The 12,588-nt window shown below is 67.2% G+C and carries 13 protein-coding genes and 1 other RNA gene; 6 read left to right on the forward strand and 8 right to left on the reverse strand.

Annotation, left to right across the window (positions count from 1 at the left end):
- Positions 1–32 precede the first annotated feature (32 nt).
- Positions 33–590: a protein-tyrosine phosphatase family protein gene (locus BLQ71_RS05670; protein WP_074621031.1), complete on the forward strand. Its 558-nt coding sequence runs from the start codon at positions 33–35 to the stop codon at positions 588–590.
- 75 nt (positions 591–665) lie between these two features.
- Here the strand turns inward: BLQ71_RS05670 and ffs are convergent.
- Positions 666–765: signal recognition particle sRNA small type (gene ffs / locus BLQ71_RS05675), an RNA gene on the reverse strand.
- 85 nt (positions 766–850) lie between these two features.
- Here ffs and BLQ71_RS05680 point away from each other — a divergent pair.
- On the forward strand, positions 851–1,945 hold the full coding sequence (locus tag BLQ71_RS05680; protein WP_074621032.1) for a THUMP domain-containing class I SAM-dependent RNA methyltransferase: 1,095 nt from the start codon (positions 851–853) through the stop codon (positions 1,943–1,945).
- 6 nt (positions 1,946–1,951) lie between these two features.
- Here the strand turns inward: BLQ71_RS05680 and BLQ71_RS05685 are convergent, their stop codons facing one another.
- From BLQ71_RS05685 to BLQ71_RS05700, 4 genes are all read right to left on the reverse strand, one after another.
- A complete protein-coding gene (locus BLQ71_RS05685) occupies positions 1,952–3,025 on the reverse strand; it encodes an alpha/beta hydrolase family protein (protein ID WP_074621033.1) in 1,074 nt (357 codons plus the stop codon).
- Between the two features lie 88 nt (positions 3,026–3,113).
- Entirely contained in the window at positions 3,114–3,452 is a 339-nt protein-coding gene (locus BLQ71_RS05690) for a hypothetical protein (RefSeq protein WP_043135879.1), read from the reverse strand.
- Between the two features lie 66 nt (positions 3,453–3,518).
- Positions 3,519–4,157: an HAD family hydrolase gene (locus tag BLQ71_RS05695; protein WP_043135883.1), complete on the reverse strand. Its 639-nt coding sequence runs from the start codon at positions 4,155–4,157 to the stop codon at positions 3,519–3,521.
- An 89-nt stretch (positions 4,158–4,246) separates the two neighbouring features.
- A complete protein-coding gene (locus BLQ71_RS05700) occupies positions 4,247–6,226 on the reverse strand; it encodes a bifunctional 2',3'-cyclic-nucleotide 2'-phosphodiesterase/3'-nucleotidase (RefSeq protein WP_074621034.1) in 1,980 nt (659 codons plus the stop codon).
- Positions 6,227–6,404: 178 nt separating this feature from the next.
- Here BLQ71_RS05700 and nudC point away from each other — a divergent pair, with 178 nt between their 5' ends.
- Genes nudC through BLQ71_RS05720 form a run of 4 tightly spaced genes read left to right on the forward strand, consistent with a single transcriptional unit; the run spans position 6,405 to position 10,144 of the window.
- On the forward strand, positions 6,405–7,370 hold the full coding sequence (nudC, locus tag BLQ71_RS05705) for an NAD(+) diphosphatase (protein WP_074621035.1): 966 nt from the start codon (positions 6,405–6,407) through the stop codon (positions 7,368–7,370).
- Between the two features lie 60 nt (positions 7,371–7,430).
- A complete protein-coding gene (locus BLQ71_RS05710; RefSeq protein WP_043135889.1) occupies positions 7,431–7,892 on the forward strand; it encodes an SRPBCC family protein in 462 nt (153 codons plus the stop codon).
- A 60-nt stretch (positions 7,893–7,952) separates the two neighbouring features.
- Entirely contained in the window at positions 7,953–8,747 is a 795-nt protein-coding gene (locus BLQ71_RS05715) for a DUF4198 domain-containing protein (protein ID WP_043135891.1), read from the forward strand.
- Positions 8,744–10,144 (forward strand): FAD-binding oxidoreductase, encoded by a 1,401-nt coding sequence (locus tag BLQ71_RS05720; RefSeq protein ID WP_074621036.1) that lies wholly within the window; start codon positions 8,744–8,746, stop codon positions 10,142–10,144. The genes BLQ71_RS05715 and BLQ71_RS05720 overlap by 4 nt, the downstream gene beginning before the upstream one ends.
- Positions 10,145–10,362: 218 nt before the next feature.
- On the opposite strand, the gene iolB is transcribed toward BLQ71_RS05720, so the two are convergent.
- The 3 genes from iolB to BLQ71_RS05735 are packed head-to-tail and all read right to left on the reverse strand — an operon-like array spanning position 10,363 to position 12,585.
- Positions 10,363–11,187 (reverse strand): 5-deoxy-glucuronate isomerase, encoded by an 825-nt coding sequence (gene iolB / locus BLQ71_RS05725; protein ID WP_074621037.1) that lies wholly within the window; start codon positions 11,185–11,187, stop codon positions 10,363–10,365.
- A 16-nt stretch (positions 11,188–11,203) separates the two neighbouring features.
- Positions 11,204–12,370, reverse strand: a complete 1,167-nt coding sequence (locus BLQ71_RS05730; protein WP_074621038.1) for a phytanoyl-CoA dioxygenase family protein — start codon at positions 12,368–12,370, stop codon at positions 11,204–11,206.
- Positions 12,367–12,585: a hypothetical protein gene (locus tag BLQ71_RS05735; protein ID WP_074621039.1), complete on the reverse strand. Its 219-nt coding sequence runs from the start codon at positions 12,583–12,585 to the stop codon at positions 12,367–12,369. The genes BLQ71_RS05730 and BLQ71_RS05735 overlap by 4 nt, the downstream gene beginning before the upstream one ends.
- Positions 12,586–12,588 lie beyond the last annotated feature (3 nt).

Genomic DNA, 12,588 nt, shown 5'->3' on the forward strand with positions numbered 1-12,588 from the left:
GGCGCCGTCGCTGCCGATTGGGGAGACATTGCATGGTCGAGGATGAGCAGAAAGCAGCCGGCACCGCCGGGCCTGTGGTTCTGCATGTCCTGCCCGTGGGGGGCGGCATCCTTGCCTTTTCCCAGCTGCCCGGCACCGGGGGTGACTATCGCGGCGATCTGGAACACCTGTCCAGCTGGCGCCCGGCGATGGTGATTTCCCTCGTCAGCCATGTCGAGATGCTGGAGGCCGGGGCCAAGACCCTTGGCCAGGACGTACAGGACAAGGGCACGCGCTGGGTGCACATGCCGATCAAGCGCGGCGAGGCGCCCAATGCCACCGTCGAAGAGGACTGGCCAAAGGTCAGCACGCAGGTTCGCAAGGCGCTGCTGGGCGGCGGGCGCGTCATGCTGCACAGCCGTGACGGCAAGGGCCGGTCGGGCATGATGGCCCTGCGCCTGATGATCGAGGCGGGAGAGGCCCCGGACGAGGCCGAGGCCCGTCTGCAATCGGTCCAGCGGGGAGCCCATCTCGAGTCCTGGCAACGCAACTGGTCTCTGCAGGCAGAGCGTGAGCCAGTGCCCTTCGTGCGGCACGCCCGGTCGGGCTGACAATCCTGCAAATGGTTGGCCTGCAAACGGTTGGACCGGAAAGGCAACGGCCCGGCGCTTGCGCACCGGGCCGATTGAGGTGAGAGATTGCAACGACCCAAGCGGGGCTCGTTACGGCTGCTTCCTTCCGGACCTGACCGGGTTGGCGAGGCGCTTGCCCGCACAACCTCTCGACCGTCTATCTAAGACGCCGGCGCGGATTTTGCAATGGGGTGCGATGCACTCTCCCGTTTGCCGCGCGGGGCGTTTATGAGGGCGGGATGGACGAGACATTCGAGATTTTCGCAAGCGCGCCGCCGGGGCTGGAACCGCTCTTGCTGGACGAGGTGCGCGCGGCGGGATTCGCGCAGCCTGCGCAGGTGCCGGGCGGCGTGACCTTTCAGGGCGGCTGGGCTGAGGTGGCGCGGGCCAACCGCGAGCTGCGCGGCGCGGGGCGGGTCCTGGCGCGCTTTGCGAGTTTCCGGGCCATGCATCTTGCGCAGCTGGACAAGCGGGCGCGGAAACTGGACTGGGCGGCCGTGCTGCGCCCTGATGTGCCGGTGCGGGTCGAAGTGACCTGCCGCAATTCCAGGATCTACCACGACCGCGCGGCGCGGCAGCGCGTCGAAGGCGCCATCGCCGAGACGGTGGGCGCGCCGGTCCTGAAAGAAGCCTCGGACGAGGCGGTGCGCATCATGCTGCGGATCGAGGACGACATGGCGGTGTTTTCCGTCGATACCTCGGGCGAACCGCTGCATCGGCGGGGCCTCAAGCAGCAGGTGGGCAAGGCCCCGATGCGCGAGACGCTGGCGGCGCTTTTCCTTCGCGCCTGCGGCTATGACGGGACAGGGCCGGTGATGGACCCGATGTGCGGGTCCGGCACCTTTGTCATCGAGGCGGCAGAGATTGCCGCCGGGCTGGCACCCGGGCGTGCGCGGGGTTTTGCCTTTGACCGGCTGGCGATCGAAGTGCCCGAAGCGCCGCAACCGGTGCGGCGCGAGGTCGGCGCGCGGTTCTACGGATCGGACCGGGACGATGGGGCGATCCGGATGAGCCAGGCCAATGCCGAACGGGCGGGGGTTGCGGATCTCTGCACCTTCACCCGCGCGGCGATCAGCGACCTGCAACGGCCCGAGGGGCCGCCAGGGCTGGTCATGGTGAACCCGCCCTACGGCGCACGGATCGGCAACCGCAAGCTGCTGTTTGCGCTATACGGCACGCTTGGCGCCGTCCTGCAGGACCGCTTTGCGGGCTGGCGGCTGGGCATGGTGACCTCTGACGGGGGGCTGGCCAAGGCCACGGGCCTGACCCTGGACGCCGGCCCGCCGGTGAGTTTCGGCGGGCTCAAGGTCAAGCTTTACCAGGCGCGTCTCTAGCGGGCCTCACTCCTCGGCGTCGAAAGCCTCGGCAAAGGCGGATGTGACCATGTCGATCATCTGCGCGTGCAGGTCCGCGCGCGGGCGCCCGGTGCCATCGGGACAGATCGGGTCTTCGATCCCTTCTTCCCGCGCGATTTCGGCGGCCTTGGGTTTGCATTCGGGGAACATGGCGGCATGGGTTGCGCCCTCGATCACCGTGTAATCGGCCCCGGGAATGCCCTGTGCCAGCGTTGCGGCGCGTATCGTCGCGGGAATCCCGGCCTCCTGGCCCAGGTTCACCAGCGCGACCGGCATCGTCACCTCTGCCAGGCTCTCCGCCGCGAAGACATCCGCCGGGGCCGGGTCGATCGCCATGACAAAGCCGATCCGATCGTCCGAGTTGTCGCGGCCCGCGACGGTCATGTCCATCGCGTGCAGGTCCACGCCGCTCATCCGGACCCAACTGCAAAGCGAGGGGTTGCGCTCCGCGTCGTCGCAGTATCCCGCCAGCAGGTCCGGGTCGATCCGCGCACCGGCCAGCCCAAGGGTGCTGTTGCCGCCCATCGACAGGCCCAGGGCACCGACCCTGTCCGGGTCGGCATGGGCCGTCAGGTCCGGCGCCATCTCCAGCGCGTCCAGTGCGCGCGACAGGTCTGCGGGCCGCTGCCACAGCTTCATTGTCTGTTCCGCCGAGCGGTCCGGCCCGGTGTTGCCGGGATGGGTGGGGGCGGCGACGATGTACCCCGCCTCGGCCAGCGGCGTGGCCAGCCAGCTGGCCGCCGAGGGGCGCCCGCCCAGGCCCGCGCCATGCGACAGCACGATCACCGGATGTTGCCCGGGCGCAACCGGGGCGTCCTGCATGGCGGCGGTGCCCTGGAAAAAGATGTTTTCGCCCAGTGTCACCGGGGTGCCGCCGCTTGCCGCAGGATACCAGACCGTGACGTCCAGATCTGTCCCGCGTTCCGCCGAGGGCACCGAAAGTGTCCGCACACCTGCGGCATGGTCACCGGCGAAAGCCGCGCCGGCGGTGGCAAATGTCAGCGTGACCGCCGCGGTCAGTGCTGCGCATGTCCTGCCTGTTGGAAACGAAAAACTCATCACGGGCCTCATCGGGTTTGCATCCTCTGCGGCCAGAGCTATGCGCCCCCAGTCCCGCGTGCAATGGCCGACAAGGTCCCCTGCGGACTTATTCGCGGATCAGCCCGCCGGGGCAGAAGAACCGGGTGTAAAGACCGTAGCAGGTGGCCGTCATCTTGTAGCCGCGCAGGTCGATCCGGGCGTAGACGTAGCGGTCCTCGTAGGTCAGGTCGATGCCGGACATCAACAGATCGGTGCAGGCGCGATTGTCGGCGCGGCACAGCAGCAAGGCCGCCGCGTCGAGGCCGGACTTGCCGTCGAGCCCTTCGTTCGCAACAGACAGCTGTATCTGACGGCGTACCTCTGCCTCTGCGGCCTCGGGGCCGGGCTTGGTGACCAGGGCGCCGATCAGCGCCATGACGATCATGCCGAGAAGAAAACGATACATGGCAATTCCATTGTCTGACCTCGATGCCTGATGGAGTAGGCGAGCGCGGGGCCCTGCGCAAGCGCGTCAGATGAGGCCCGCCAGTGCCGCCCCCCGCAGCAGGTCGTCGGCCAGGTGATGCGCATGCCCGCCAGAGGGTGGCACGAGGTCGGGCACCTGAACGACGGTCATGCCGGCGGCAAAGCCGGCCTCGGCGCCGGTGTTGCTGTCCTCGAACACAAGGCAGCGGCGCGGCTCTGCCCCCAGCCGGCTGGCGGCCAGCAGGTAGGGCTCGGGCGCCGGTTTGGGCCGCGTCACGCAATCGCGCGTCACGACCACGTCAAAGCGCCGCGCCAGGTCCGATTGCGCCAGCTTGTGCAGGGCAGAGGCACGACGCGACGAGGTGGCGATGGCCACGGGCACCGCCCGCGCCGCAAGCTGGTCCAGCAGGTCGGTCGCACCGGCTTTCAGGGGGATGCCCTGCGCGGTCTGGCGGCGGTCCTCTTCCAGCCAGTCGGCATGGATCGCGTCGAAATCCAGCGCGCCGAAATGCCGTTCGAGGATCGCGCGCCCGGTGTCGTTGGCGGTGCCGACCAGTTGCAGAAAGATCGCCTCTGTCAGGTCGGCGCCGTGGCGGGCCAGCACCCGGCGCCCGGTGACAAAGGCAAGGCTTTCGGTGTCGACCAGCGTTCCGTCCAGGTCGAAGATCACGGCATCATAGGGCATCGGTTTTCCGGTTCGCAGATTTTGGCCAAGGCCTAGACGGAAAACGGGCGGCCCGAAAGCCGCCCGCCATAACGTTTCGTGTCCCGGTCTTACAGCGAGATTCGGAAGAGTGCGAAACCGTCGGCGCCTTCGCCTGCGTCCTCGATGGTGACGCCCTTGACGTCATCGGCATAGTCGCGCGCCTTGGGGCCGGTCTCGAACAGGACGGTGGTGCCCTCCATCGGCTTGAACGACCAGTTGGCATCTGCCGACGGGTTGATGGTGCCTTGTTCAACGATGTAGCGCACGATCACGTCGCGGTTGGTGTCCGGCGCCTCGAAGATGATGGTGTCGCCCTTGGCGCCGGGGAACGATCCGCCGCCGGAGGCGCGGTAGTTGTTGGTGGCGATGACGAATTCCATGTCCGCCGTCACCGGCTCTCCGTTGAACATCAGGTTCACGATGCGGTTGGCATCGGGATTTTCCAATTCGCCCTTGGGGCCGAACTTCGAAGGTTGAGATAGGTCGATCTGGTAAGTCACCCCGTCGATCACGTCAAAGTTGTAGGACGGGAAAGAGGGGTTCAGCAGCGGTGCGTCCTGCGTGCCCGGATCGACCTGGTTGAACATGCCCGCCGAGCGTTCCAGCCAGTCCTTGACCTGTGCACCTGTCACCTTCACCGCGCGTACGGTGTTGGGATAAAGGTACAGGTCGGCGACGTTCTTGATCGCCACGGCGCCGGGCGCCACGTCGGTGTAATAGTCCGGCCCGCCACGACCACCGGCCTTGAACGGCGCGGCGGCGGACAGGATCGGCAGGCCCTCGTACTCGGTCCCCTGCATCATCTGTTCGATGTACCATTTCTGCGCGATCGAGACGATCTGGACCGAGGGATCATCGGCCACCAGCGCGAAATAGCTGTGCAGGGGCGCCGAGGTCTGGCCCACCGCGCGGCGGACATAGGCCAGTGTTTCCTCGTGCTCCTTTAGCGTCGCGTCGATGACCGGCTGGTAATCCTCGACCAGCGCGGTGATCGAACGGTCCTCGTTGCGTTTCGAGATCGGGCGCGCCTCGGACATGGTGTTGACCACGCGCCAGGTATTGCCGTCACGTTCCAGCAGCAGGTCGATCAGCCCCATGTGCGAGCCCCAGAAGCCCCCCATGACGGCGGGTTTGCCGTGGATCGTGCCCTTGTCCGCGTCGACGGCGGCATAGTCGGCATAGGTGGGCGAGGGGAAGACGAGATGCGAATGCCCGGTCATCACCGCGTCGATGCCTTCGACCCCGGCCAACGGCACAGAGGCGTTTTCCATGCCGTCCGTGTGGTCCGCCGCGCCGATGCCCGAATGCGACAGCGCCACGATGATTTCCGCCCCCTGTTCCAGCATCTCGGGGACGTAGGATTTCGCCGTCTCGACGATGTCGCGCGCGGATACGTTGCCCTCAAGATGCTTGCGGTCCCAGTTCATCACTTGCGGCGGGGTAAAGCCGATGACGCCCACCTTGATCGGATGCGTGTCGCCGGCGCCGTCGGTCAGCATCCGGTCGAGGATGACGTAGGGCTTGAACAGCGTCTCGTCCTCGCGCGCGGTGGCGCCTGTCGTCTTGGCGATGTTGGCCAGGACCACCGGGAAATCGGCGCCCGCCATTGATTTCATCAGGAAGTCGAGGCCGTAGTTGAACTCGTGGTTGCCGATGGTGGCGGCGTCAAAGCCCAGCGTGTTCATCGCGGTCACGATCGGGTGCATGTCCCCCTCTTTCATGCCGCGTTCATAGGCGATGTAATCGCCCATCGGGTTGCCCTGCAGGAAATCGCCGTTGTCCAGCAGCATCGTGTTGGTCGCCTCTGCGCGGATGCCCTCGATGATCGAGGCAGTGCGTGACAGGCCGACGGTGTCGCGCGGCTTGTCGGCGTAATAGTCATAGGGATGGACGTGGACGTGAATGTCCGTCGTTTCCATGATCCGCAGGTGCGCCTGATTGGCCGCCGCATGGGCCGAATAGGGGTGCAAGGTGATCAGGGCGGCCCCGGCGGTGGTGCCGGCAAGGAACTGGCGCCGCGTGAGACGTGCATCAAAGGACTGTGACATGGTTTTCCCCAAAGTTTGGCTGCGTGATGGTATTGACCCGGAAATTCCAACAGTGATGTGACGCTAACACGATTCCCGCGCGCCGTGGCGGCTTGACCTTGGGGAAATCGCGCGGGCTTTGGGTTTGCATCCCGGTCCGGGGCGGGCAAATGTGCGGGGCGCTGGAACGGGGGACGGGATGCGGCACGCGGAAGAGGTGACATTCGGGGGATCGGGGCTGGATCGCGCGGCAGAGATCCGGGGCGACATCGGCGCATTGGCCGCCGCGATGCAGGATGCGCGGGCGCGCACGATCCCGATCTGGCGCGGCAAGCCGCTGGTCGCGGGCGAGGGCATGATGGAGGCCGTGCGCCTGCCTCTGGACCACCCGATCCTGGGGGAGGCGGGCGGCTCTCCCATCCTCCTGGGCCGCGAAGAGGGGGCGGCGGTCTTTTCGCATGATATATCGGGCTGGACCCCGCCGGATTTCGATGCCGAGGCGCAGGCGAGTTTCCTCGATCCCAGCGAATACAGCCACCCCAGTTGCCCCGAGGCCCGCTTTGCCGAGCTGCGCCGCATCATGACGCGTCTCACGCCCCGTGACGCGGAACTGGCGGCGACCGCCAAGGCAGTGCACGGCTGGCACGGAAGCCACCGGTTCTGTTCGCGCTGCGGAGCGGAATCCGAGATGCACCAGGCCGGCTGGACCCGCATCTGCCCGGCCTGCGGCGGGCAGCATTTCCCGCGCACCGACCCGGTGGTCATCATGCTCATCACCCGGGGCAACCGCTGTTTGCTGGGCCGCTCGCCGGGCTGGCCCGAGGGGATGTATTCCTGCCTCGCCGGTTTCGTCGAACCGGGCGAGACGATCGAGGCCGCCGTGCGGCGCGAGGTCTGGGAAGAGGCCGGCATCCGCGTCGGCCCGGTCCGCTACCTGGCCAGCCAGCCCTGGGCCTTTCCCGCCTCGCTGATGTTCGGTTGTCACGGCGAGGCGACAAGCGACGAGATCACCGTGGACCCGGCCGAGCTGGAAGACGCGATATGGGTCACGCGCGAAGAGGTGGCCGAGGCGGCGGCGGGCCTGCGCGAGGGGCTGTTGCCCGCCCGCAAGGGCGCCATCGCGCATTTCATGTTGCTTAACTGGATGGCGGATAGGCTGGACTGAGGCGCAGGTTGCGGTAGGGTGCCGGAAAACAGCCGGACAGGATGAGGCGAAAGCAGGCAGATGGAACTCACGGCACGCGAAGATATCGAGGCCCCGCAGGACCGGGTCTTTGCCATGATGGCGGATTTCGACAGCATCGAACGCCAGGCCATGCGGCGCGGCCTTGACGTGACACGCACCGGGGACGGCCCGGGCGCCGGGATGGCCTGGGACGTGACCTTCCGGTTCCGTGGCAAACGGCGCGAGGCCGCCATCACCCTGGCCGACTACCAGCCGCCAGAGCGGATGGTCTTTGATACCGTGTCGGGCGGGCTGGACATGACGCTGACGCTGGATGTGGTGGCGCTGTCGCCCTCGCGGTCGCGGATCAATGTCACCACGGTCATGGCGGCGCGCAGCCTGTCGGCCCGGCTTCTCCTGCAGTCGATGAAGCTGGCCCGTGGCGGCATGGACAAGCGGTTCCGCAAGCGCGTGGCCGAATTGGCCGGAGAAATGGAAACAAGGCTTCGCGGCGCGGCCTGATCCCGTTGCGTTGAGGTGACATGGCGCTAGATTGCCGCAAAAGGCATAAAGGAGCGCCGCATGTTGCGATTGACCTGGGTCCTGGCCCTGCTGGCCGGGCCGCTGTCGGCTCATGAATTCTGGATCGAGCCCGAGGGCTTTGTGATCCCCGACGAGGCGCCGGTACTGGCACAGACCCTCGTCGGCACGGAACTGAAGGGCGCGACCTACAGTTACAATCCCCGTAACTTCACCCGTTTCGACATCGTCACCTCCGAAGGGGTCGAACCGGTCGAGGGGCGGCTTGGCGACAAGCCGGCGCTGAACATGGTGCCCGAGGGCACGGGGCTGGCGACCATCGTGCATGTCACCCGCGACTACAGCCTGACCTATACCGAGTGGGAAAAATTCGTCACCTTCGTCGAGCACAAGGATTTCGCCTGGGCGCTTGACAGGCACCTGGATCGCGGACTGGGGCAGGACCGGGTGCGCGAACGCTATTCCCGCCACGCCAAGAGCCTGGTGGCGCTGGGCGATGGTGCGGGCGCCGACCGAGAAGTGGGCCTGTTGACCGAGATCGTGGCCGAGGCGAATCCCTATACCGACGACCTCTCTGACGGATTGCCGGTGCGCGTCCTCTACCAGGGCGAACCGCGCGTGGACGTGCAGGTGGAACTGTTCGAACGGGACCCCGAGGGCACGGTGACGATCCGTCTATACCGCACCGACGACGAGGGACGCGCCCGGGTCGAGGTGAAGCCGGGGCATTTCTACCTGGTCGATGCCGTGGTCATGCGGGAACTGGAGATCGAGGAAGAGAAAGATCCGGCATGGGAAAGCCTCTGGGCCTCGCTGACATTCGAGGTCCCGCAATGAGCCTCGTGGATCACCTGCGCGGCGAACTGGACGAATCCGGCGTCCTGACCGGTGAGGACATGGCTGCCTGGTCGCGCGACTGGACCGGGCAATACAGCTGGACACCGCTCTGCGTGGCGCGCCCCCGCAGCACCGCAGAGGTCGCCGCCGTCCTGCGCGCGGCCCATGCGGAACGGGTGCCGGTGGTGACGGTCTCGGGGCACACCGGGCTTGCCGGCGGCACTTCGGGCGACGGGGCCGTGATGCTCTCGCTCGACCGGATGACGAGGATCGAGGAAATCCGCGCCCCCGCCCGGCTTGCCGTGGTCGAGGCGGGCGTGATCCTCAGCGACCTGCACGCCGCCGCGGCGGCCGAGGGTTTGAGTTTCCCGATGACTTTCGGCGCCAAGGGATCGGCCCGGATCGGCGGCATCCTCGCCACCAACGCGGGCGGGTCCAACGTCCTGCGCTATGGCAACACGCGTGACCTGGTGCTGGGGCTGGAGGCGGTGCTGGCCGATGGCCGCGTGGTCGATCTGATGTCGGAACTGCACAAGAACAACACCGGCTACGACCTGCGCCACCTGCTGATCGGATCGGAGGGCACGCTGGGCGTGATCACCCGCGCGGTATTGAAACTGGTGCCAAAGCCGCGCGCCTTTGCCACCGCGATGGTGGCGACAGAGACGCTCTCGGGGGCTCTGGAGGTGCTGAACCGGCTCAGGGACGTGACCGGCGGCGCGGTCGAGGCCTTCGAGTTCATGTCGCGTTTCTACATACAGCAATACGCAGCGATGCACCCCGAGGCGCGGCCGGTCCTCGACGGGGAATACGACGTGACCATCCTTGTCGAACTGGGCGCCACCGCCCCGCGCGACGCCGAGCCGGGCCCCGACGGGCAAGTGCCGATCGCGGCCTACCTCGAAGAGGTCCTGGGCGAGATGCTGGAAGAGGGCGCGGTGCTGGACGCCGCGGTTGCGCAAAGCGACGCGCAGCGCGAGGCCATGTGGGCCCTGCGCGAGGCGGCGGCGGAGGTCTCGCTCTCGCACGTCCCGCTGGTCAACAACGACATCTCTGTGCCGCTGGACAAGGTCGAGACCTTCCTTGAGCGGGCCGGCGCGCGGCTGGCCGAGATCGACCCGGAGGCGCAGCCTGTCGTCGTCTCTCACCTGGGCGATGGCAACGTGCACTACCCGGTCTGGATCGGCGACGCGGGCCATAAGGACGCGGTGATGGAGGCGGTGGAGGACGTGGTCCTGGGTCTTGGCGGGTCGTTTTCCGCCGAACACGGCATCGGCCTGGCCAAGCGGGCCTCGATGGCGCGGCGCAAGGATGCCGTCGCGCTGGACATGATGCGGGCGATCAAGACGGCGCTGGACCCGGAGGGAATCTTGAACCCGGGAAAGCTCCTGCCCTGACGGGGTGGGTTGGAACAACCCACCCTACACGCAGCGCGGGCAGCGGCGCGACCCAGCCCTGCGCCCAAATCCACATGCGGGGCCCGGCTGCGCCGTAGGACGAGGGGGCGCTGCCCCCTCTGACCCCCGGGGTATTTGCACCAAGAAGAAACCAGGAGCGCGCGCCTGCTGTTTCTTCTTGGTGCAAATACCCCAAAACACCCCTGATACCGGGCGCGTCAGGCGTCGCGCCGGGCGATCCAGTTGTGATCGGGATGGTTCCGGAACCGCCACTTGCGCATCGGACCGGCCATGACGTTGAGGTAGTACATCTCGTAGCCATAGGGCGCGCCGCAGGGGTGATGGCCCCTGGGCACCAGCATCACGTCGTGATCGCTGACCGACACCGTGACATCCAGCGATCCGTCCTCGGTAAAGACCCGCTGGTGGCCATACCCCTGCGCCGGGTTCAGCCGGTGGTAGTAGGTTTCCTCCAGATAGGTCATCTCGGGGAAATTGTCCTCGTCGTGGCGGTGCGGCGGGTAAGACGACCAGTGGCCCGACGGCGTGTAGACCTCTGTCACCAGCAGCGAGGAGGCAACATCCCGTTCCTCCATCGCGATGGGGTGGATGTAGCGCGTGTTGGTGCCACGCCCGCGTTCCACCAGGTCGATGCCCTCGGGGCCGATTTGCGCCGCCGGGTAGTCGGCGCTGGCGGGCGCCGAGCAGACCGCAAGCGTGCACTCCGTGGTGGCCGTCGCGGTCCAGTCCGCACCGGCGGGCAGGTAGACCGCGTGCGGCGGGATACGGTCAAAGACGCTCATGCGTGCGCCCAGTTCGCCGAAATCCTGGCCGCCGCCGCTGATGTGCGCCTTGCCCTCGACCAGCACCAGGATCACCTCGCGGTCGCCGGTGCGGCCCTCGGCGCGGTCGTCGGCATGCAGTCGCCAGAGGTCGAACCCGACGTATCCCCAATCTGGGCTTTCGGAGGTGCGGGCCTTGTCCACGGTGATCTCGTGGACCTTGCCGGTGGTGCCGGCGGGTTTGCGAAGCAGCTGGGTCATCTTGTCCTTCCCGGGGTCAGGGGTGGCGGCGCGCGTCCTGGTCCGCAAGTGCCTGCGCGAATGCCTCGGGCGAGAGGTCTTCGGACAGGGCGCGGTGGAACAGGGCGTTCTGGGTTTCAGGGGCCAGTCCGCCCAGCGGCGGGTCGCTGTCGAGGTTGGTGGGAAAGGAATAGCCCTCGGCGGCGGCGGCCACGGCGGCGGCCAGCGCCTCGTCCCCCAGGCGCCCGGCGGCGCGCAGCGCCTGGATCGCGGGGTACAGCCTGCGGCTCATGGCCGTCCGGTCCACCGTCTCCATCGCGCGGCCAAAGGCCGAGGAGACCTGCAGCAGGTTCGCCATGCGTTCGATGTCGGCGCTGCGGTTCTCTCCCGCCGCGTGGAACAGTGCAGGGTTGAAAAACACCGCGTCGCCCTTGGCCAGCGACAACTGGATGTAGTTCTCCTCGAAGAACTCGCGGAAATCCTCGCGCCGGTAGGCCATGTAGCCGGGGCGGAACAACTGCGAGAAAGGCAGCAGCTTGGTCGGGCCGCTCTCAATGGGCATGTCGCAATGGGCCACCGCCCCTTGCAGGGTCATCACCGCCGAAAGGTCATGCACATGGGCCGGGAACCGCGCCGCAACGTCGGCGGTCTGGAACCCGAGGTGATAGTCGCGGTGCGCCGATTGGGCCTGTCCGCCGGGGCGGACCAGGTTCACCTGCGCGGTCATCTGGTAGAAGGGGCCGAGCCAGGCCTCGCAGACGGCCGCGATCGCCGGGTTGCCGTAGTAGAGCGCAAAGCCCTCGGGATCCTCGAGACAGTGTTTCTGCAGCGAATTCCAGATCCGGGCGTTCGACCCGGCCTTGGCGAAATGGTCGCCCGCGCCCAGTCCGGCCTCGCTCTCGCGGGCGATGATCCGGTTGAAGACGGCGGTTGCCGCGTCGACGGGCGCGGTATCCGCATAGGCGCCTTTCAGCGCCAGGACGCCCGCCGACTGGCCCAGGACAAAGCCCCATTCCGCCAGCAGCTCGGCCCGGTGGGCGGGATCGCCCAGCGCCGCCTGCAGGGAGGCCACCTCATAGACCGGCACGTTCTGTTCCACCGCCGAGGCAAATCGCAGGTCCGAGGCAGAGAGGCTTTGCCCGGTCAGCCGGGCGAACTCCGCAAGGTCACAGGACGTGACGTCGAAATAAGCCGTGTCTTTCATGACGATCCTCCTTCGTCGGTGTACTTCTTCCGGATCGCCTCGATGTCGAAGGCGACGAAGAACTGGTGCGCGCAATAGGCCCCGATGGCGCCGAACACGATCGACCAGCCGGGATTGCCCCAGCTGAGTTCCAGCAGCGCCCAGCCGATACAGGCGGCCACCACAACGATGCGGCGCCAGAGCGGGATGAAGAAGGGGTGCTGGACGTCGAACATGCC

It is taken from the genome of Antarctobacter albus (assembly GCF_900101505.1).
Taxonomy (GTDB): domain Bacteria; phylum Pseudomonadota; class Alphaproteobacteria; order Rhodobacterales; family Rhodobacteraceae; genus Antarctobacter; species Antarctobacter albus.

Bases quoted from the DNA above. Each gene is read 5' to 3' on its own strand.
- BLQ71_RS05670 (WP_074621031.1), top strand. From the start codon at position 33: ATGGTCGAGGATGAGCAGAAAGCAGCCGGCACCGCCGGGCCTGTGGTT.
- BLQ71_RS05680 (WP_074621032.1), top strand. From the start codon at position 851: ATGGACGAGACATTCGAGATTTTCGCAAGCGCGCCGCCGGGGCTGGAA.
- BLQ71_RS05685 (WP_074621033.1), bottom strand. From the start codon at position 3,025: ATGAGTTTTTCGTTTCCAACAGGCAGGACATGCGCAGCACTGACCGCG.
- BLQ71_RS05690 (WP_043135879.1), bottom strand. From the start codon at position 3,452: ATGTATCGTTTTCTTCTCGGCATGATCGTCATGGCGCTGATCGGCGCC.
- BLQ71_RS05695 (WP_043135883.1), bottom strand. From the start codon at position 4,157: ATGCCCTATGATGCCGTGATCTTCGACCTGGACGGAACGCTGGTCGAC.
- BLQ71_RS05700 (WP_074621034.1), bottom strand. From the start codon at position 6,226: ATGTCACAGTCCTTTGATGCACGTCTCACGCGGCGCCAGTTCCTTGCC.
- nudC (WP_074621035.1), top strand. From the start codon at position 6,405: ATGCGGCACGCGGAAGAGGTGACATTCGGGGGATCGGGGCTGGATCGC.
- BLQ71_RS05710 (WP_043135889.1), top strand. From the start codon at position 7,431: ATGGAACTCACGGCACGCGAAGATATCGAGGCCCCGCAGGACCGGGTC.
- BLQ71_RS05715 (WP_043135891.1), top strand. From the start codon at position 7,953: ATGTTGCGATTGACCTGGGTCCTGGCCCTGCTGGCCGGGCCGCTGTCG.
- BLQ71_RS05720 (WP_074621036.1), top strand. From the start codon at position 8,744: ATGAGCCTCGTGGATCACCTGCGCGGCGAACTGGACGAATCCGGCGTC.
- iolB (WP_074621037.1), bottom strand. From the start codon at position 11,187: ATGACCCAGCTGCTTCGCAAACCCGCCGGCACCACCGGCAAGGTCCAC.
- BLQ71_RS05730 (WP_074621038.1), bottom strand. From the start codon at position 12,370: ATGAAAGACACGGCTTATTTCGACGTCACGTCCTGTGACCTTGCGGAG.
- BLQ71_RS05735 (WP_074621039.1), bottom strand. From the start codon at position 12,585: ATGTTCGACGTCCAGCACCCCTTCTTCATCCCGCTCTGGCGCCGCATC.